Below are 18,892 nucleotides of genomic sequence, written 5' to 3'. Positions count from 1 at the left end.
GTCTGCCCTATTCGGGTCTCCTACCAGTGGATGCCCTTGAAGATCTTGGCCAGCATGATCTGCTCGGACTCGCGGGTGCCTCCGGCCTCGCCCCTGGCGGCGGCCGAGTCGGGGAACACGTGGTAGGCCATGTTGAGCAGCCGGAAGGACAGCTTCGGAGCGACCGTGTGGGCGATCGCGCCGGCGTTGCCGAGCAGGGTGTTGATCTCGTGCGGGCGCTCGACCATCGCCTTGACGACCAGGTCGGCGGCCTGGGCGGGCGAGATGGTGGGGAACTTGTCGTAGATCTTGGTCGGGGCGATCATCGGCGTCCGCACCAGCGGCATGTGGATGCCGGTGAAGGTGATGCCGTCGCCGACCAGCTCGGAGGCCACCACGTTGCTCCACGAGTCGAGCGCCGACTTCGAGGCGACGTACGCCGAGAAGCGCGGCGGGTTGGTCTGCACGCCGATCGACGAGATGTTCACGACGTGACCGCGCTTCTGCTCCTGCATCTTCGGGATCAGGCCCATCACCAGCCGGATCGCGCCGAAGTAGTTGAGCTGCATGGTGCGCTCGAAGTCGTGGAAACGGTCCTGGGACAGGCGCAGCGACCGACGGATGGAGCGACCGGCGTTGTTGACCACGAAGTCGATCGAGGGCAGCTCGGCGGACATCGCCTCGCACAGGCGGTCGATCGCCTCGAGGTCGGACAGGTCGCACGGGTAGACGTGGGCGGTGCCGCCGCGCAGCTCGATCGCGTCGCGGGTGTCCTCGAGCTTGTCCTTGCCGCGGGCGACGAGCACGGGGATGCCGCCGGCCTGCGCGACCTTCAGCGCCGTCACGTGGCCGATGCCGGAGGAGGCCCCGGTGATCACGACGTACTTCCCGGTGAGCGCCTCGCGGACCCGGGCGTCGCGGCCGGTCGACTGGTCGAGGTTCTCCTCCCAGTAGGACCACAGGATGCGGGCGTAGGACTCGAGGTCGGGGACGCCGATGCCGGAGCCCGCGAGCGCCTTCTCGGTGCGTCGTGAGTCGAAGACCGCGTTGAACGAGGTGTGGGCCAGCACCTCGGCGGGGATGCCGAGTCGACCGACGGTCTGGTCGAGGATCGCCTGCGCCGGGCCGGAGCGGACGACCTCGTTGAGGATGGTCAGGGGCCGCAGCGCGCGCGGCACCAGCCCGAGCGGACCGGACTGCGTCAGCCGCCGGTCGAGCGGGGTCGCGAACTGCGGCGCTCCCGCGGCCGCGCAGAACGCGTTGATCGTGTCCACGACCGGCTGCGGCTCGGGGTTGACGAGGTGGAACGCCTCCCCGTCGCGGTCGGGGAGGTGCGCGATGTGGTCCATCGCCGCGGCGACGTAGTCGACGGGCACGACGTTGGTGTCGCCGAGGTCGACGCCGACCAGCGGCAGCCAGGCCGGCAGGCTGTCGCGCAGCACCTTCATCAGCGGGAAGAAGTAGTAGGGGCCGTCGACCTTGTCCATGGCCCCGGTCTGGGAGTCGCCGACGACGATGGCGGGGCGGTAGACCCGCCACGGCACCGACGCCTCCTCCCGCACGATCTTCTCGGACTCGAACTTGGTGCGGTGGTACGGCGAGGGCAGCGTCTGGCCCTCGTCGAACATCGTCTCGTCGAAGCGGCCGTGGTAGTCACCGGCCGCCGCCACCGAGGACACCTGGTGGAAGCAGCCGGCCTGCAGCGCCTCGGCGAGCCCGAGGGCGTTGCGGGTGCCGCCGACGTTCAGCTGCTCGTTGGTCTCGTCGTCGGCGGTCATGTCGTAGATCGCCGCGAGGTGGAAGAAGTGGTCGATGCTGCCGCGGTGCTCGGTGACCCACTTCCCCGCCACACCGAGCTCGGGCTCGGCGAGGTCGCCGACGACGGGGACGACCCGGTCGGAGCCCCAGCGGCGGATCAGCGTCTCCATGCGCGCGAGCGAGCCCTGGCGGACCAGGACGAAGATCTCACCCTCGCGATGGTCGACGAGCTCCTGGACGAGATGTCGGCCGATGAAGCCCGTGGCCCCCGTGACGAAGTACGACATGGGCGGGAGACTACCGAGTGGTAACGCCGTTGGGCAGGGGCTGAGGTGTGACGGATGACGTCACACCCGGTCCCGGATCAGTCTGACTTGCCGCCGCCGAACATGATCTCGTCCCAGCTCGGCACCGAGGCCCGGCCCCGGCTCTTGCGCACCGGACGTCGCGCAGGAGCCTCCTCGGCCACGGTCTCCGGCTCCTCCGCGGCGACCTCGGCGGCCGGCTGTCCGGTCGCCTGCTCGGTCGCCTGCTCGGGGGTGGGCTCCGGTGCCTGGTCGCGTGCGGCGGCGTCGGCCGCCTCCTCGCGCAGGTCCAGCTCCTCGGCCGGCGGGGGCTCCTCGGTGAGGAACGCCTCCACGGGCTGCTCGGAGCCCAGCGCGGGCTCGGTGACCATCTCGATGGCGTCGTCGCCCAGCGGCAGCTCGTCCTCGGCCACCGCCGACAGCCGCCGGCGACGGGCCTGCTGCAGGTCGTCGTGGGGCTCGGCGATGCGGTTGGTGACGGCCACCTCGCCGAGCAGCCAGCGGGCGTCCTCGTTGTCGGCGGTGACGTAGTTGCCCGGGGCGTCGAAGGTGAACTGCGCATGGCCGGACCGCTTGGTCGAGGCGAACTCGCCGGTCAGGGCCCAGCGGCCGTCGTCGCGCCGCCACGCGTCCCACTCGACGGACTCGGGGTCGACGTGCTGCGAGCGCAGGTGGGCCGCGACGACGTCGCCCAGGGTGCGGGCGCCGCCGGCGGCCTGGTCGGCGGCCGAGCGGCGGCGTACCGAGGAGCGCTGGGCGCGGTCGGCGACGTGCTGCCGCTCGGCGAGAACGGGTGCGGCGAAGGCCATGATCTTGTCGACCGTGGTCTGGGCCGCCTGGGCGACCGCCTCCGGCGTCTCGCCCGCACGGATGCGGGCCTGGATGTCGCGGGGGCGGAGGGCGCTGTCCATCTGTGTCTCCAACTGACCGAGGCGTGCGTGGTCGCCGCGCAGTGCGGCCCGGAGCCGGGCGTCGATGTCGAGGGTGAACTCGACGCCCGCATCGCTGACCAGGAGCAGGCGCTTCCCGTCGTCGCTCACTCCTGCGAGCGTGAGGTGCGCCATGGGGGTCCGGCTCCTTGGGTTCCGTGTGGTGGATTCCGTGCTGGTCAGCGTGGTTTCTTCGGTGCGCCCGAGCCTACGCCAGCGGGGGAGCACGACGTGTCACCCCGGCGGCGCGCCCCGGTAACCTCCCTCCGTGGCGTCCGCGATCCCGGTCAGTGAGCCGACGACGACTCTCGTGGTCCTCGACCTGGTCGGCATCTTCGTCTTCGCGATCACCGGGGCCCTGGTGGGAGTCCGCAAGGAGCTGGACGTCTTCGGCATCCTGGTGCTCGCGGGCACGACCGGCCTCGGCGGCGGCTTCCTGCGCGACGTGCTCATCGACGCGACGCCACCCGCGGCTCTCGAGGACTGGCGCTACCTCCTGGTCCCGGTGGCGGCCGGGCTGCTGACCTTCTGGTTCCACCCTGCGGTCGGTCGCCGGGAGCGGGCGGTCACGGTCCTCGACGCCTTCGGCCTCGGGCTGTTCTGCGTCACGGGGACGCTCAAGGCGCTGGACTACGGCCTCGGCCCCGTGCCGGCCGCGCTGATGGGTATGGTCACCGGCATCGGCGGCGGCATGGCCCGCGACCTGCTCGCCTCGCGCGTGCCGGTCGTCTTCCGCGGGGAGCTCTACGGCACTCCGGCGTTGGCGGGAGCGTTCGTCACGGTCGCCGGCTCCCGCCTCGACCTCCCGGTCCTCGTGATCGCGACGGCGGGCGCGGGCGTCTGCATCGTCTGGCGCCTGGTCGCCCTGTGGCGGAACTGGCAGGCGCCGATGCCGACCGGGTCGGCGAGCGTCTGACCCGTCAGTCGCCCAGGACCCGACGCAGGTGGCTGTTGGTGAAGACCCGGTCCGGGTCGAGCCGGTCGCGCATCGACAGGAACTCCTCGTACCGCGGGTACACCGGCGCGAGGTCGGCGGCCGTGCGGGTGTGCACCTTGCCCCAGTGCGGCCGGCCGTCGTGGGCGCGCATGATCGCCTCGATGCCGGCGAAGTACGACGTGTGGTCGGCGTCGCGGTGCGTGTGGAACGCCAGGTAGAACGAGTCGCGACCGCCCGCGGTCGACAGGGGGATGTCGTCGGCCGGGGCGACCCGGATCTCGACGGGGAAGCTGATCCGCCAGTCCGAGGCGTCCACGGCGCGACGCGCCTCGCGCAGCGCGTCGAGGCCGGCGTCGCGCGGGACGGCGTACTCCATCTCGCGGAAGACGACGTCGCGGCGGGCGGTGAACACCCGGTGCGCGACGTCGCTGTAGCTGCGGGCGGACAGGGCGCGGGCCGAGAGGTTGTTGATGCGGGGGATCGCCCGGGGCACGCGGTTCGCGCCGGCGGTCAGGGCCCCGAAGAAGGTGTTGGAGAGGAAGTCGTCGTCGAGCCAGGCCCGCCAGCGAGGCAGCGGCCGGGCCTCGGAGAGGTCGGCGTCGAGCCGGTCGTTGCGCTTGGTGAGCATCCGGTCGGTGTGGGGGAACCAGTACATGTCGACGTGGTGGCTCTCCGCGGCCATCTGGTCGAACGACCCGAGCGCCTCGTCCCACGACATCGGCAGCTCGGTGGCCTCGAGCAGGAACAGCGGCTCCACCCGGAAGGTGATCTCGGTGAGCACCCCGAGCGCGCCGAGCCCGACCCGGGCGACGTCGAGGACGTCCGGGTTCTGCTCGGCGGTCGCGCGCAGGACCTCGCCGGTCCCGGTCACGAGCTCCAGCCCGGCGACCTGCGCGGCCAGCCCGGCGGCGACACCGCCGGTGCCGTGGGTGCCGGTCGAGATCGCGCCCGCCAGGGTCTGCTCGGCGATGTCGCCCATGTTGTGCAGGCTCAGGCCGAGCCGCTCGAGCTCGACGTTGAGGACCTTGAGCGGCGTGCCGGCCAGGGCCGTGACGGTCATCGCGTCGCGGTCGACCCCGACGATCCCGCTGAGTCGCTGCGGCCGCAGCAGGGTGCCCTCGGGGGCAGCGATACCCGTGAAGCTGTGACCGGTGCCGACCATCTTGACCGTGCCGCCGTCGGCGCGCGCCTTCTCGACCGCGGTCACGACCGCAGCGGTGTCCTCCGGCTCCTCGACCCACCGGGGGGTCGCCGACTCCAGCCCTGACCAGTTGCGCCACTGCTCCACGTCGCGAGCGTAGGCGATACCTGCCCGGCGCCGGCCGGGTTCCTGTGCAGTCCGCGCTCGCCGGTCACCGATGCGGGTGCCGCACGACGACCTCGCCGCCGATGCGTTGGGTGCCGCGCCGCCAGCCCTGGCTGTAGTCGACGTCGACGCCGGCCACGCGCACCCGTCCGGCGTGACAGGCCAGCCGGTCGCCTTTCCCGAACGGTGCGCGCCGGCACTTCGACTCGCGCCCGCTGGGGTGGTTGAGCGGCGGGTCGGCGGATCCGGTGGTCGAGCAGCGAGCGTCGTCGAGACCCCCCGCAGCCGAGGCGGAACTGCGATCTTGGGCAGCACGGCAGGCCCGATGACCCGGTGGGTGCGGGGTGATCGGGCCTGCTGGTGCTGGGGTCTCAGTTGGTGTCGAGCCGGATGGTGCCGTGCGGGGTGACGAGGTAGCTGCGGCCGTGGGGGCCGTGCCACTCATAAGTGCCGTCGGGTCGTCGCCGGTATCGCCATCGGCGGCTGGTCTTCGCTCGGTGATGTCGCCGACAGAGGGGGGCGAGCCGGTCGGGCGCGGTCTGGCCCGGTGGCCCGCCCTCGTCCATCGGGACGTAGGGCTCGATGTGGTCGAGGTCCGCATGCCGGGCGTCCACGGCGCACCAGGGAAAGACGCAGTGCCCGTCGCGCAGGATGACCAGCTCGGCCATCCACGCGGGTGGGTCGTGCTCGTCGACCGCGGTGGTCGTGGCGAGGTCGATGACGGGCTGGATCGTGACCCGGGATCGGCCGACCCACTCCTTGATCAGGTCGATGGTCGCCGGCCCGAGCCGCTCGACCGTCCCGGTCACCGTCCCGCCGTCGGTACCGTCGGGGCCAGCGGTCGTCGTGCACCCGGTGGCGAGGTCGGCCAGGGAGAGGTGCAGGTAGAGCCGGGTCTTCGGCGGCCGCGGCTTCATCGGCCTCACCGGTGTCGCGGGCCGGTCGCAGTCCTGTCCGGTGTCCTGTCCGGTGACCGATAGGAGGTCGAGGGTGGCCTGCTGGGCGGCGATGACGCCGAGTGCTTTGGCCTTGCGGACCTCGAGGTCGTCGGTGTCGCCGAGTGCTTTGAGCTGGGCGGCCTGGTCGCAGACCAGGTCGTGGAAGGCGGTCAGGTCGAGGGTGTCGCCGGCGACGTCGAGGTAGCTGGTGCCGTCGAACTGGCCGGGGTGGTCGTGGCGGAGGGTGACGTGCCAGCCCTGCCGGCCGCGCTTCTCCTTCTGGTCGATGAGGTCGGGGTCGAACTTCGCGATCGCGTGCGCGACGGTCGTCTCGACCGCCTTCCACCCGCAGGAGGCCAGCCGGGATGCGAGCTCCTCGTCCACGTACGCCGCCGCAGCCCGGGAGAGCTGGTGGGTGGCCTGGGCGACCTGCCGCGCCCGATAGGGCTCGACCGCGAGCTGCTGCACGAGTCGCCAGATCCGGGGGAGTCGGTACCTCAGGTCGAGGGCGTCGGCGATCAGCGCCATCCCCGCCTGGGTGGAGACCTCCAGGGTCGCGGCGAACGGCTCCGGGGCGAACGCGGCCACCGCCGGGGTGCCGTCCCCACCCAGGGACTCGTCGGCGAGCAGGACGCTGGGTCCGCACCAGGTCGCCACTCCGGTGTCGGCCGTCGCGGGGTGCCGCACGCACCACTCGACGGCGACCCGCAGCTTGCCGCGCTCCTCCGCACGAGCACCTTGCCGGCGTTCTTCGAGCACGCCCAGCAGGCCGTCGAGATCGAGGTCCTCGATCTCGACCGGCTCCCCAGATGCGTCGGTTTCGAACATGAGTCCATTGTCTCAGACGGCACCGACATTCGTCCCTGCCTGTGGACGCTTCGTGGCCCATCCGAGCAAGTTCGAAGGTAAAACTTTCGGGTGCCGGGCCCGGCCGCCGCGGACCGCGAGCCGGGAAGCGGCGCCGAGCGCGGCGTACCCACCGCGTAGCTGCCAAGGCCGCTGCCACCAGGGACCCGCAAGCCCGGCGCCGCGGCCAAGCCACTGCCCACAGGACGGAGCCCTCGAACGGGCATCTGCCCGGCGCTACTCGCCGACAGCGACCCGCGCCGCGTCCCGCGGCAGCGCCTGCGCAGCGAGCGCGGCGAGGGCGCCGGCCGCGAAGCACACGAGGTAGGCAGGCGAGGAGCCGTGGGCGTCGATGACGACACCGGCGAGGCTGGCGCCGGGGGCGACGCCGGCGACGAGGCCGGTCTGCATGATCGCCATGCCCTCGGTGCGCCGGCCCGCGGGGACGCTCTCCTCGGTCAGCGACAGGGTGGCGATCAGGGTCGGGGCGATCGCGAAGCCGCCGACGAGCAGGACCGCGGCCATCACCGGGATCGACCCCACCAGGGCCAGCGGCGCCATCGCACAGGCCATGCCGAGCGCGCCCCAGCGCACCCGGATCGCCGGGCCGCGACGCCAGCGGACGGCGCCGGTGGCGAGCCCGGCGAGCAGGCTCCCCAGCGCCCACAGCGCCAGCAGCGGCCCGGACCACCCCTGGTGCCCCTCCTCGGTCGCGAACGCGACCGTGGTCACCTCGGCAGCACCGAAGAGCGTGCCCAGGGCGGCCGAGACGATCGCCAGCGGGACGACGGTGGCCCACGGCATCGGTGGCCGGCGGCCGACGGAGCGGTCGTGGGGGTGCGCCGGGGGCTCGGTGGCGCGCTGCGCGCACAGGACCAGGGTCCCGCCGACGCAGGCGACCACGGCCACGACCAGGCCGGCCACGGGGTCCCAGGCGGTGGCCAGCACCGTCACCAGGATCGGGCCGAGCATGAAGACCACCTCGTCCGCGACCGCCTCGAGCGCGAAGGCCGTCTGGACGTCGGCGGACGAGTCCAGCGCGTGCGACCAGCGGGCGCGCACGCTGGAGCCGATCTGGGGGAGGGCCCCGCCGGCCACCGCCGCGGCGGCGTACGACGCCCCCACCGGCCAGTCCGCCTGGACCGACCAGACCAGCACGACCATGGCCGCGGCGAAGATCACGGCGGCCGTCGCGAGCACCCGTGCCTGCCCCAGCGTGTCCAGCAGCCGGCCCTGCAGGATCGCGAGCCCGGCGTTGGCGACCATGAACGCCGCGGAGACCGTGCCGGCGACGGCGTACGAGCCCGTGGCGGCGGAGACGAGCAGCACGATGCCCAGGCCGACCATCGAGATCGGCAGGCGCGCGACCAGGCCGGTCGCGCTGAACCGCAGCGTGCCGGGCTCGGACAGCACCCGGCGGTAGGACGTCACCATCGCGGTGAGAGTAGGTCCGCGGGGGCACGGTCGACCAATCGGATTCGCAGCGCTCCCTACGATGGGCGCATGCCGAGCAGCCCGAAGCCAGACACGAGCCCGTACGACGCCCTCCTGCTGGTGTCGTTCGGGGGTCCCGAGAAGCCCGAGGACGTGGTGCCCTTCCTCGAGAACGTGACCCGTGGCCGCGGCATCCCACGCGAGCGCCTCGAGGAGGTGGGCGAGCACTACTTCCTCTTCGGCGGCCGCTCGCCGATCAACGACCAGAACCGCGAGTTCCTGGCCGCGCTGCGCGAGGACCTCGCGGGCGCCGGGATCGACCTGCCGGTCTACTGGGGCAACCGCAACTGGGACCCCTACCTCACCGACACGGTCGCCAAGATGGCCGCCGACGGGGTGACCCGGGCGGCCTGCTTCATGACCAGCGCCTATTCGTCGTACTCCTCCTGCCGGCAGTACCGCGAGAACCTCGCCGACGCCGTCGCCGCCCAGGGCGAGCAGCGCGAGGACGTCCCGCGCCTGGACAAGCTGCGCCACTACTTCAACCACCCGGGCTTCGTCGAGGCGGTCGTCGACGCGACCCTCGCGGCGCTCGCCGAGCTGCCGGACTCCGCCCGCGAGGGCGCACACCTGGCCTTCGTCACCCACTCGATCCCGACGGCGATGAACGACACCAGCGGCCCCGAGGGCGGGGCCTACGTCACCCAGCACCGCAGCGTGGCCCAGGAGGTCGTGGACCGGGTCCGCGAGGAGACCGGGCGCCGTCACGCCCACGAGCTGGTCTTCTGCTCACGCTCCGGGGCCCCGCACATCCCGTGGCTGGAGCCGGACGTCAACGACCACCTGCGGTCCCTGAAGGACAAGGGCGCCCCCGGGGTCGTGATGGTGCCGGTCGGGTTCGTCTCCGACCACATGGAGGTCATCTACGACCTCGACACCGAGGCGATGGCGACCGCCGAGGAGATCGGCCTGCCGGCCCGGCGCGCGGCGACCGCCGGGGTCGACCCCCGCTTCGTCTCGGCCGTGCGGGACCTGCTGCTCGAGCGGGCCGCCGTGGAGCGCGGCGAGGAGCGTGCGCGTGCCGCCGTCGGCAGCCTGGACGCCCTGTGGGACCGCTGCCCCGTCGGCTGCTGCCCGAACCCCCGCGGCGAGCGTCCCGCACTGTGCGGGTCCGACCGGTGACGGGCGGCGAGGAGCTCGCCGCGCTCGCCCTCCAGGCGGCCCGCGCAGGAGCCGAGCTGGTCCGTGACCGGGCCGCCCGCGGCGTGACCGTGGCCGCGACCAAGTCCAGCGAGGTCGACATCGTCACCGAGGCCGACCGGGCCTGCGAGGCGCTGCTGCGCAAGCTCCTGCGCGAGGCACGCCCCGACGACGGCTTCTTCGGCGAGGAGGAGTCCGAGGAGCCCGGCACCTCCGGGGTCCGCTGGGTCATCGACCCCATCGACGGCACCGTCAACTTCCTCTACGGCCTGCCGCAGTACGCCGTCTCCATCGCCGCCGAGCGCGACGGCGAGGTCGTCGCGGGGGTGGTGCTCAACGCCGCGACCGGCACCGAGTACGTCGCCCACCTCGACGCCGACGGCAACGGCACGGCCACCCGCGACGGCCGGCCGATCGGCGTACGCGCCCCGGCGCCGCTGTCGCAGCGGCTGGTGGCCACCGGGTTCCACTACGACGCCGAGCTGCGCGGCATCCAGGCCCGGGCGATGGTCGACCTGCTGCCCCGGGTGCGCGACATCCGCCGCCTGGGATCCTGCGCGCTCGACCTGTGCCACGTCGCGGAGGGGAGCATCGACGCCTACGTCGAGGAGGGCGTCAATCTCTGGGACCACGCCGCCGGGGGACTGGTCGCGCGGGTCGCCGGGGCCACCACGGAGGTGACCCGGGGAGCGGGGGGACGGCACCTGATGGTGTGCGCCCCCTCACACGGGTTCGACGAGTTCCGGGCAGCGGTCCAGGAAGCGGGTTTTGTCGGCTGAAGGTCCCGAAATTCGGGGAATAGCGGCCCGTCACCGACTGTTCAGGCGACACGTCGTGGGACGGGTGTGCAACGGTCACCCGTGATGGTGCACAATCTGGCGCCGACGGCGGGGAAGAGACAACGTGTTGGGCCAGCCGCGTGGGGTGGCTGGCCTGGGGAGTGGAGTACGCATGGCGACCGACTACGACGCACCGCGCAAGAACGAGGACGAACAGTCCGAGGAGAGCATCGAAGAGCTCAAGGCGCGGCGTCACGACAAGAACTCCGGCAAGGTCGACGAGGACGAGGCGGAAGCCGCGGAGTCGTTCGAGCTGCCCGGGGCCGACCTGTCGCACGAGGAGCTCGCGGTCGAGGTGAAGCCCAAGCAGGATGACGAGTTCACCTGCATGAGCTGCTTCCTCGTGCACCACCGCTCGCAGCTCGCCGACAGCAAGAAGATGATCTGCAAGGACTGTGCCTGAGCGAGGCGAAGGCACGCTGACCTGAACGAAGAAGAAGGCCGCAACCCGAGCGGGGTTGCGGCCTTCTGGCGTTCCTGGGCGCCGGGTGGACCTCAGGTCGTCGGCGTCGGCGCCTTGTCGGCGTCCTGGTCGTCCTTCTGCAGGTCGGGCGGCAGGTGACCGGTCGACCGCGCGTAGTAGTGGGCCGCCTTGCGGGTGGCGAGCATGCGGGCGATCCCGATCGCCGTGCCGCTGACGGCGGCCCACAGGACCGCCTCCCAGACGTCCACGTCGGGATCGGCGGGGTTGGCCGGCGGGTTCTTGCCCGTGGCCGCCTTCCAGGAGGTGTTCAGCGTCTTCTTCGCCACCGCGGCCGCGCCGAGCGCGGCGGCCAGGGAGAAGACCGACCAGACCTTCGAACCAGATGCCATGGAAGGACCTTACCCAGCGGCGGGGCGGGTCATTCGGCCGCGGCGAGGGCGTGCAGCGCCCGGACCAGCTCCTCGGGGTGCCGGGTGCTGACCAGCCAGTACGGCGTGGGGTCGCGCGGGTCGGCGATCTGCACCCGCACCGCGCGCTTGAGGTAGGGCCGCAGCAGCAGGTAGGCACGGGCGTCGGCCTCGCGACCGGCGGTGCGCCGGGTCTCCTCGGGGTCCAGCGCAGTGGCCGTCCCGAGGTGGACGGCCTCGATCCGGGCGCGTCCGGCCCGGAAGACACCCTCCCGCACGCTGAGCCGTGCCGAGCCGTAGGAGAGCAGCACCAGCGCCATCAGGGCCAGGGCCGCCGCGGAGACGGCCCACGCGACGACCGCGGGCAGTGCCACGACCACGGCCAGCCACAGGCTGGCGACCAGCATCGTGCCCTGCACCCACCAGCGCAGCGGCACGCCCAGCCGCTCGTCGTACTCCACGGGGAGAACACTTTCACGCCGGAGTAGGGTCACCCGCCGTGACCCCCGGTGTTGAGCCCCACGACGACCCTGCCCAGGCGACCGCCGCCGATCTCGCGATCGAGGTGGTCCGCCTCGACGGCGACCTGCCGCTGCCGTCGTACGCCCATCCCGGCGACGCGGGAGCCGACCTGCTGACGACCGTCGACGTGACGCTGGCGCCGGGGGAGCGGGCGATGGTGCCGACGGGTGTCGCCATGGCCCTGCCGGTCGGGTACGTCGCGCTGGTGCATCCGCGCTCGGGGCTGGCCGCCCGGCACGGCCTCTCGATCGTGAACACCCCGGGGACCGTGGACGCGGGCTACCGCGGCGAGATCAAGGTGATGCTGATCAACCACGACCCGCACGCGCCGATCGAGCTGCGCCGCGGTGACCGGATCGCCCAGCTGGTGGTCCAGCGCGTCGAGCGCGCCCGGTTCGTCGAGGTCGGGGAACTCCCCGAGTCGGCGCGGGGTGCGGGGGGTTACGGTTCTACCGGAGGCTTCGGTCGGTCCTGACCGCGCCCCGGACCGAGGAGTGAGAGTGAAGTTCCGTCGTAAGTCCACCGAGACCGACGTCGCCGACGAGGCGCTGCTCGACGACGCGCAGGTCGACCCGGCCGCCGCCGTGGCCGGCCCGTACGACGTGGACGAGCTCCCGGACGACGGCGTGGAGCGGCTCGACCTCGGTTCGCTGCTCATCGAGCCCGAGGAGGGCCGCGAGCTGCGGCTGCAGGTCGACGAGGCCACCGGCGAGGTGCAGTCGGTGCTGCTGGCCGGCGAGGACGGCGCCGTCGAGCTGCGCGCGTTCGCCGCGCCCCGCAACGGCGACCTGTGGGAGACGGTCCGTCCGCAGATCGCCGCCGACATGGCCCAGCACGGCGGGACCGCCAGCGAGCGCGAGGGCCGCTTCGGCACCGAGCTGGTCTGCCGGATGACCGTCCGCCTCGAGGACGGCACCACCGCGACCCAGCCGTCGCGCATCATCGGCATCAACGGCCCGCGCTGGATGCTGCGGGCCACCCTCCTGGGCCGTCCGGCCATGGAGATGGAGGGCGCGGAGGAGTGGGAGGAGACCATCACCCGGGTCGCCGTCCGCCGTGGCCAGGGCGCCATGCCCGTCGGGGATGTGCTGCCGGTCGTGCTGCCCGAGGGCGCGCGCCGGGTCGACCCCCCGACCAGCTGAGCCCGGAGAGGTCCGCGTCATGCCCGAGAAGAGCCGCTTGCGCAAGACCATCAGCAAGTGGGCGAACACCGAGGACCAGCACGCGCGCGACCTGCGGCGCACGTTCGCGCACACGGGCGTGCTGCAGATCGCCGATGCGCCGGATCGGGAGCGGGTGCGGCTGCGCGGCACGCTGCGCACCGTGACCCTGCGCCCGCGCGGCGGGGTCCCGGCGCTCGAGGCGGAGCTGTTCGACGGGTCCGGGGTGATCACCGTGGTGTGGCTCGGGCGGCGCCGGATCTCCGGCATCTCGCCCGGTCGGTCGATGGAGATCCAGGGCCGGATCGGCCAGCACGACGGGCAGCGCATCATGTACAACCCCCGCTACGAGCTCATGCCGTGAGCGGGCCGATGACCGACCCCGAGAGCCACCCCCACGCGCGAGCAACGTCCGTCGACACCGTCGAGGCGGTGGTCCGGGCCCAGCTGAGCAAGGCGCTCGGCGGCCGCCGCGGGATGGTCGAGGCGGCGGTGCCGACGCTGCTGTTCACGCTCTTCTATCTCACGACCAAGGAGCTGCGGCTGGCGCTGGTCGTCAGCGTCGCCGCCGCGGTGGCACTGCTCGTCGTACGCCTCGTGCAGCGCTCGACGGTGCAGTTCGTCGTGAACGCGCTGGTCGGGATCGGCATCGGCTGGTTCTTCGTGACGCTCTCCGCTCGCAACGGCGGCGACGCCAACGACCAGGCGCTGGCGTACTTCCTGCCGGGCATCATCTACAACACCGTCTACACGGTGCTGCTCTCGTTCACCTGCCTGATCCGCTGGCCGGTGGTCGGCTTCATGGTCGGCAGCGTCACCGGTGACCCCACGGCGTGGCACCGGGACAAGCAGGTCGTCCGGCTGTGCACGCGGCTGACCTGGCTGCTGGTGCTCCCGTGCCTGCTGCGCGTGGTCGTCCAGGCGCCGCTGTGGATCGGGGGACACTCCGGGGCGATCGACCCGGACACGGCGGTCGCCGCGCTCGGCGTCCTGAAGATCGCCCTGGGCTGGCCGTTGCAGCTCGCGGCGCTGGGCGGCATGGTCTGGCTGCTCTCGCGCAACCGGACCCCCGTCACCGCCTGACGTCAGCCCCCGTAGCCGCCGTGGCCACCGGGGGCGAGCAGCCGCTCGAGCTGGTCCTCGACGTCGGCCGAGGCGACGAACAGCAGCTCGTCGTGGGCCTCGACCGGCTGCTCGGGGTCGGGCACGTAGACCTGGCCGTCGCGCAGGATCGTGACCAGCGCGCAGTTCTCCGGGAACGGGATCAGCCCCATCGGCTTGCCGACGTACGGCGACTCCGCGGGCAGCGTCATCTCCACCAGGTTGGCGTTCCCCTGGCGGAACGTGAACAGCCGCACCAGGTCGCCGACGGTCACCGCCTCCTCGACGAGTGCCGACATGATCCGCGGCGTCGACACGTTGACGTCGACGCCCCAGGCCTCGGTGAACAGCCACTCGTTGTTGGGGTGGTTGACCCGGGCGACCGTGCGGGGCACGCCGAACTCGGTCTTGGCGAGCAGCGAGGTGACCAGGTTGGCCTTGTCGTCGCCGGTCGCGGCGATGACGACGTCGCACCGGTCGAGCCGGGCCTCCTCCAGGGAGGACATCTCGCACGAGTCGGCGAGCAGCCACTCGGCGTCGGGGACCCGCTCGGGCTTGATCGAGGCGGGGGCCTTGTCGATGAGGAGGACCTCGTGGCCGTTGGTGATCAGCTCGCGGGCGATGGAACGGCCGACGGCACCGGCTCCGGCGATGGCGACGCGCATGGTCTCAGGACTCCTCGGGGCCGCGGTCGATGATCGAGTAGGCGTGGGCTGCGTTCTCCTCGCGCATCACCAGGTGCAGCAGGTCACCCTCCTGGATGACGCTGTCCTTGGTGGGCAGCATGCCCTCGCCGAGCCGGTCGATCCACGCGATGCGGCTCTGGGACTGGGACTGGAAGTCGATCGTGCGGTGGCCGATCCAGGCCTCGGTGACCGGGACCTGGTCGAGCCGGATGGTGCCGGAGGGGTCGCGGAAGTCGGGCTCGGCGCCCGCCGGCAGCAGCCGGCGCAGCACCTGGTCGGCGGTCCACTTCACCGTCGCGACGGTGGTGATGCCGAGACGCTGGTAGACCTCGGCGCGGCCGGGGTCGTAGATGCGGGCCACGACCTGCTGGATCCCGAACGTCTCGCGCGCCACCCGGGCGGCGATGATGTTCGAGTTGTCGCCGCTGGAGACGGCCGCGAACGCGTCCGCGCGGCGGATGCCCGCCTTCTCCAGGACTTCCTGGTCGAAGCCGTACCCGGTCACCTTGTCCCCGTTGAACCCGGGCCCGAGCCGCCGGAAGGCGTCGGGCTCGCTGTCGATGACGGAGACGGTGTGGTTGCGGTCCTCGAGACTGCGGGCCAGTGTCGAGCCGACCCGGCCACAACCCATGATCACGACGTGCACGGGGCAGACGCTACACGTCGGCTCGGGTGACCCGCGGGTGGCAACGCACGCTCTGCCCATCAATAGGTCTAGCCTTTCCGCTCGTGGGTGTCGGCGACGTTTCCAAGCGGATCCTGCTGGGGCGCAAGCTGCGCAGCTCCCAGCTGGGGGAGACGCTCCTGCCCAAGCGCATCGCGCTCCCGGTGTTCGCCAGCGACGCGCTGTCGTCGGTGGCCTACGCGCCGGACGAGGTCTTCATCATGCTGTCCCTGGCCGGCGCGTCGGCGTACGTCTGGTCCTGGAAGATCGGCATCGCGGTCGCGCTGGTGATGGCGGCCGTGGTGATGTCCTACCGGCAGACGGTGCACGCCTATCCCAGCGGCGGTGGTGACTACGAGGTCGCCACCGTCAACCTCGGTGCAACCGCCGGCACCACGGTGGCGAGCGCGCTCCTGGTCGACTACGTACTCACCGTGGCGGTGTCGATCTCGTCGGGCGCGCAGTACGCCGCCTCCGCGATCAGCGCCCTGAGCGGGCACGAGGCGACGTTCGCCTCGATCATGGTGCTGGTCCTGATGTCCATCAACCTGCGCGGCATCCGCGAGTCCGGCACGTTCTTCGCGTTCCCGACCTACGCCTTCATGATCGCCATCCTCGGGATGTGCGCCTTCGGCATGTTCGAGCTGGCCGCCGGCAACCTGCCGCAGGTCGAGAGCGCGGACCTCACCATCGAACCGGCACCCGGGTACGGCGGCTCCCTCACGACGTTCGCGCTGCTCTTCCTGCTCGCGCGGGCCTTCTCGTCGGGCTGTGCCGCGCTGACCGGTGTCGAGGCGATCTCCAACGGCGTGCCGGCGTTCCGCAAGCCCAAGAGCAAGAACGCCGCCACCACGCTGCTCCTGCTCGGCATGATCGCGATCACGATGATGATCAGCGTCATCGTGCTGGCCAAGCAGATGGGGCTGAAGTACGTCGACCCGAGCGACCTCGACCGGCTGACGCTCAACGGCGAGCCGCTCCCGCCCGGCTACGACCAGCACGCGGTCATCGCCCAGATCGCCCGGGCGGTGTTCATCGACTTCTCGCCGGGCTTCTACCTGGTCGTGACCGTGACCGGGATCATCCTGGTCCTCGCCGCCAACACCGCGTTCAACGGCTTCCCGGTGCTCGGCTCGATCCTGGCCCAGGACGGCTACGCGCCGCGGGCGCTCGGCTCCCGCGGCGACCGGCTCGCCTACAGCAACGGGATCGTCTTCCTCGCCGTCATGGCGATCGTGCTGATCCAGGCCTTCGACGCCGAGACGACGCGGCTGATCCAGCTCTACATCGTGGGCGTGTTCGTGTCGTTCAACCTCAGCCAGCTCGGCATGATCCGGCACTGGACACGACACCTGAAGACCGAGAAGGACCCGGCGGCGCGCCGGCACATGTACCGCTCGCGGACGATCAACGCCGTCGGCCTCAGCTTCACCGCCGTCGTCCTGGTGATCGTGCTGATCACCAAGTTCCTCGCGGGCGCCTGGATCACGATCCTCGCGATGATCGTCTTCTTCGTCATCATGCGCGGCATCCGCCGCCACTACGACAACGTCAACGCCGAGCTCGCGGCCGACGAGGAGGACAAGGTGATGCCCACGCGGGTGCACGCCATGGTCCTGGTCGGCAAGCTGCACAAGCCCACCCTGCGGGCGCTGGCGTTCGCCAAGGCGACGCGTCCCAACGTCCTCGAGGGCGTGTACGTCGCCGCCGACCCGGCGGCCACCAACAAGCTGCTGGAGGAGTGGGACGAGCGCAACCTCGGGGTCCCGCTCAAGGTCCTCCACTCGCCGTACCGCGAGCTGGTCAAGCCGATCGTCGACTATGCGATGGAGATCAAGAAGGCCAACCCTCGCGGTGTGGTCGCTGTCTACATCCCGGAGTACGTCGTGGGCCGCTGGTGGGAGCAGTTGCTGCACAACCAGACCGCGCTGCGGCTCAAGGGCCGGCTGCTGTTCGCGCCCGGTGTCATGGTCATCTCGGTGCCCTACCAGCTCCGCTCCTCCCAGATCGCCCGGGAGCGGGAGGAGCGCGAGCTCGCCCGCGTCCGCCCCGGTGACCTGCGCCGTGGCCAGGTCGGGGACCGCAGCCGGCGCGGACAGATCAACCGATGAGCCGCAGCCCACGCCAGCGCAAGGCCAAGGGCGCCTCCCGGGTCGGGCAGCGATTCGAGGCCGAGGTCGGCCCGGTCGCCCACGGTGGCCACTGCATCGTCCGGCTGCCCGAGCCCGAGGCCCGGGTGGTGTTCACGCGGCACGCGATCCCCGGCGAGCGCGTGGTCGTGCAGATCACCGAGGGCAACGACGGCGACCGGTTCTGGCGCGGTGACGCGGTGGAGGTCCTCGAGGCCTCGCCGGACCGGGTCTCCGCTCCCTGTCCCTACGCCGGCCCCGGGCTGTGCGGCGGGTGCGACTTCCAGCACGTCGCGCTGCCGCACCAGCGCGAGCTCAAGGCCGCGGTGGTGCGCGAGCAGCTCGCCCGCCTCGCGAAGCTCGACGTCCCCGTGGTCGTCGAGCCGGTCGCGGGTGACGAGGACGGGCTGCGTTGGCGCACCCGCGTGCAGTACGCCCGGACCGACGACGGCCGTCGCGGCATGAGGGTGCACCGTTCCAACGAGGTGATCCCGGTCGACGACTGCCTGATCGCCCGGACCGACGCGCGGGAGCCGTCGCCGGAGCTCGTGCACGAGACGGTCCTCGGCCGCGAGTTCGTGGTCTCGGCCGACGGGTTCTGGCAGGTGCACCCCGGCGCGCCGGCGACCCTGGTCGAGACCGTGCTCGAGCTGCTGCAGCCGCAGCCGGGCGAGAAGGTCCTCGACCTCTACAGCGGCGTCGGCCTCTTCGCCGCCTTCCTCGCCGAGCGGGTGGGGGAGCGCGGCCGGGTCGTGACGGTCGAGGGCAGCCGCACGGCCTGCGGCCACGCCCGCACCAACCTCGCGGAGTTCCGGCACGTCGTGGTCGCGAGCGGCTCGGTCGACCGCGTGCTGGCCTCGTCGTACGACGAGCCCTTCGACCTGGTGGTCCTCGACCCGCCCCGCGAGGGTGCCCGCCGGCCGGTGGTGGAGCAGGTCGTGGACAGGGCCCCGCGGGCGGTCGCGTATGTCGCCTGCGACCCGGCGGCCCTGGCTCGCGACCTGGCGTACTTCGCCGAGCGTGGCTACGTGTTGCGGACGCTGCGTGCGTTCGACCTCTTCCCGATGACGCATCATGTGGAATGCGTCGCATTGCTCACGAAAACCGGCTCTGACCTGCGGTGATGTGAACTGGGCCCTCGGGCGGGAGTCCCGAGAACGGGCCTTGAGGCTCACTTTGGGCTCACTTTGAGTTCTCGGGCTCGGTTTGTGACGTTCCGCCGCTATCACGGCTGTCCCTCGAACGAAGGGCGGTCTCAGCGGGTTGACGTCTGACGACCTGCAGTGGATCGCCGTCGCCATCGACGCCGAGGTCGCTGAGTCCACCCG

Annotated in this window: 19 protein-coding genes; 10 read left to right on the top strand and 9 right to left on the bottom strand. The window is 71.9% G+C overall.

Annotation, left to right across the window (positions count from 1 at the left end; all coding sequences use genetic code 11):
• Positions 1 to 20 precede the first annotated feature (20 nt).
• Positions 21 to 2,024 (bottom strand): SDR family oxidoreductase, encoded by a 2,004-nt coding sequence (locus ACZ43H_RS10020; RefSeq protein ID WP_464589866.1) that lies wholly within the window; start codon positions 2,022 to 2,024, stop codon positions 21 to 23.
• A gap of 77 nt (positions 2,025 to 2,101) precedes the next feature.
• Positions 2,102 to 3,106: a septation protein SepH gene (gene sepH, locus ACZ43H_RS10015; protein ID WP_464589864.1), complete on the bottom strand. Its 1,005-nt coding sequence runs from the start codon at positions 3,104 to 3,106 to the stop codon at positions 2,102 to 2,104.
• Between the two features lie 133 nt (positions 3,107 to 3,239).
• On the opposite strand from sepH, the gene ACZ43H_RS10010 reads away from it, so the two are divergent.
• The gene (locus ACZ43H_RS10010) at positions 3,240 to 3,887 is read left to right on the top strand and encodes a trimeric intracellular cation channel family protein (protein ID WP_464589862.1); all 648 of its coding nucleotides are present in this window, start codon (positions 3,240 to 3,242) and stop codon (positions 3,885 to 3,887) included.
• Positions 3,888 to 3,891: 4 nt separating this feature from the next.
• On the opposite strand, the gene ACZ43H_RS10005 is transcribed toward ACZ43H_RS10010, so the two are convergent.
• The 3 genes from ACZ43H_RS10005 to ACZ43H_RS09995 form a co-directional block, all read right to left on the bottom strand.
• A complete protein-coding gene (locus ACZ43H_RS10005; RefSeq protein WP_464589860.1) occupies positions 3,892 to 5,196 on the bottom strand; it encodes a D-arabinono-1,4-lactone oxidase in 1,305 nt (434 codons plus the stop codon).
• A gap of 389 nt (positions 5,197 to 5,585) precedes the next feature.
• Positions 5,586 to 6,980 (bottom strand): HNH endonuclease signature motif containing protein, encoded by a 1,395-nt coding sequence (locus ACZ43H_RS10000; protein WP_464589858.1) that lies wholly within the window; start codon positions 6,978 to 6,980, stop codon positions 5,586 to 5,588.
• A gap of 255 nt (positions 6,981 to 7,235) precedes the next feature.
• A complete protein-coding gene (locus ACZ43H_RS09995) occupies positions 7,236 to 8,432 on the bottom strand; it encodes an MFS transporter (protein WP_464589856.1) in 1,197 nt (398 codons plus the stop codon).
• 69 nt (positions 8,433 to 8,501) lie between these two features.
• Here ACZ43H_RS09995 and ACZ43H_RS09990 point away from each other — a divergent pair, with 69 nt between their 5' ends.
• The 3 genes from ACZ43H_RS09990 (at position 8,502) to ACZ43H_RS09980 (ending at position 10,874) form a co-directional block, all read left to right on the top strand.
• A complete protein-coding gene (locus ACZ43H_RS09990; protein WP_464589854.1) occupies positions 8,502 to 9,614 on the top strand; it encodes a ferrochelatase in 1,113 nt (370 codons plus the stop codon).
• Positions 9,611 to 10,411, top strand: coding sequence for an inositol monophosphatase family protein (locus tag ACZ43H_RS09985; RefSeq protein WP_464589852.1), 801 nt, complete (start codon positions 9,611 to 9,613; stop codon positions 10,409 to 10,411). The genes ACZ43H_RS09990 and ACZ43H_RS09985 overlap by 4 nt, the downstream gene beginning before the upstream one ends.
• A 172-nt stretch (positions 10,412 to 10,583) precedes the next feature.
• On the top strand, positions 10,584 to 10,874 hold the full coding sequence (locus ACZ43H_RS09980; RefSeq protein ID WP_464589850.1) for a DUF4193 domain-containing protein: 291 nt from the start codon (positions 10,584 to 10,586) through the stop codon (positions 10,872 to 10,874).
• Positions 10,875 to 10,966: 92 nt separating this feature from the next.
• Here ACZ43H_RS09980 and ACZ43H_RS09975 read toward each other — a convergent pair whose 3' ends face one another.
• Positions 10,967 to 11,284, bottom strand: a complete 318-nt coding sequence (locus ACZ43H_RS09975) for a DUF4235 domain-containing protein (RefSeq protein WP_379180247.1) — start codon at positions 11,282 to 11,284, stop codon at positions 10,967 to 10,969.
• Between the two features lie 29 nt (positions 11,285 to 11,313).
• Positions 11,314 to 11,763, bottom strand: coding sequence for a DUF3093 domain-containing protein (locus tag ACZ43H_RS09970; RefSeq protein WP_464589848.1), 450 nt, complete (start codon positions 11,761 to 11,763; stop codon positions 11,314 to 11,316).
• A gap of 131 nt (positions 11,764 to 11,894) precedes the next feature.
• Here ACZ43H_RS09970 and dut point away from each other — a divergent pair, with 131 nt between their 5' ends.
• Genes dut through ACZ43H_RS09950 form a run of 4 tightly spaced genes read left to right on the top strand, consistent with a single transcriptional unit; the run spans position 11,895 to position 14,067 of the window.
• Positions 11,895 to 12,299, top strand: coding sequence for a dUTP diphosphatase (gene dut / locus ACZ43H_RS09965; protein ID WP_464590788.1), 405 nt, complete (start codon positions 11,895 to 11,897; stop codon positions 12,297 to 12,299).
• Positions 12,300 to 12,324: 25 nt separating this feature from the next.
• A complete protein-coding gene (locus tag ACZ43H_RS09960) occupies positions 12,325 to 12,966 on the top strand; it encodes a DUF3710 domain-containing protein (RefSeq protein WP_464589846.1) in 642 nt (213 codons plus the stop codon).
• Positions 12,967 to 12,985: 19 nt separating this feature from the next.
• Positions 12,986 to 13,348, top strand: a complete 363-nt coding sequence (locus ACZ43H_RS09955) for an OB-fold nucleic acid binding domain-containing protein (RefSeq protein ID WP_464589844.1) — start codon at positions 12,986 to 12,988, stop codon at positions 13,346 to 13,348.
• Complete coding sequence (locus ACZ43H_RS09950) at positions 13,345 to 14,067, top strand: DUF3159 domain-containing protein (protein WP_464589842.1); 723 nt, start codon at positions 13,345 to 13,347, stop codon at positions 14,065 to 14,067. Before ACZ43H_RS09955 ends, ACZ43H_RS09950 begins: the two co-directional genes overlap by 4 nt.
• Before the next feature lie 2 nt (positions 14,068 to 14,069).
• Here ACZ43H_RS09950 and ACZ43H_RS09945 read toward each other — a convergent pair whose 3' ends face one another.
• The gene (locus tag ACZ43H_RS09945) at positions 14,070 to 14,750 is read right to left on the bottom strand and encodes a potassium channel family protein (protein ID WP_464589840.1); all 681 of its coding nucleotides are present in this window, start codon (positions 14,748 to 14,750) and stop codon (positions 14,070 to 14,072) included.
• 4 nt (positions 14,751 to 14,754) lie between these two features.
• Positions 14,755 to 15,477: a potassium channel family protein gene (locus tag ACZ43H_RS09940; protein WP_464590786.1), complete on the bottom strand. Its 723-nt coding sequence runs from the start codon at positions 15,475 to 15,477 to the stop codon at positions 14,755 to 14,757.
• Between the two features lie 23 nt (positions 15,478 to 15,500).
• On the opposite strand from ACZ43H_RS09940, the gene ACZ43H_RS09935 reads away from it, so the two are divergent.
• Both ACZ43H_RS09935 and ACZ43H_RS09930 read left to right on the top strand, forming a co-directional pair.
• Positions 15,501 to 17,546: an APC family permease gene (locus ACZ43H_RS09935; protein ID WP_464589838.1), complete on the top strand. Its 2,046-nt coding sequence runs from the start codon at positions 15,501 to 15,503 to the stop codon at positions 17,544 to 17,546.
• Positions 17,543 to 18,688, top strand: a complete 1,146-nt coding sequence (locus ACZ43H_RS09930; RefSeq protein ID WP_464589836.1) for a class I SAM-dependent RNA methyltransferase — start codon at positions 17,543 to 17,545, stop codon at positions 18,686 to 18,688. Before ACZ43H_RS09935 ends, ACZ43H_RS09930 begins: the two co-directional genes overlap by 4 nt.
• The last annotated feature ends 204 nt before the right edge of the window (positions 18,689 to 18,892 follow it).

It is taken from the genome of Nocardioides sp. DN36 (assembly GCF_055380375.1).
This window is presented reverse-complemented; position numbering and strand designations above follow the sequence as displayed.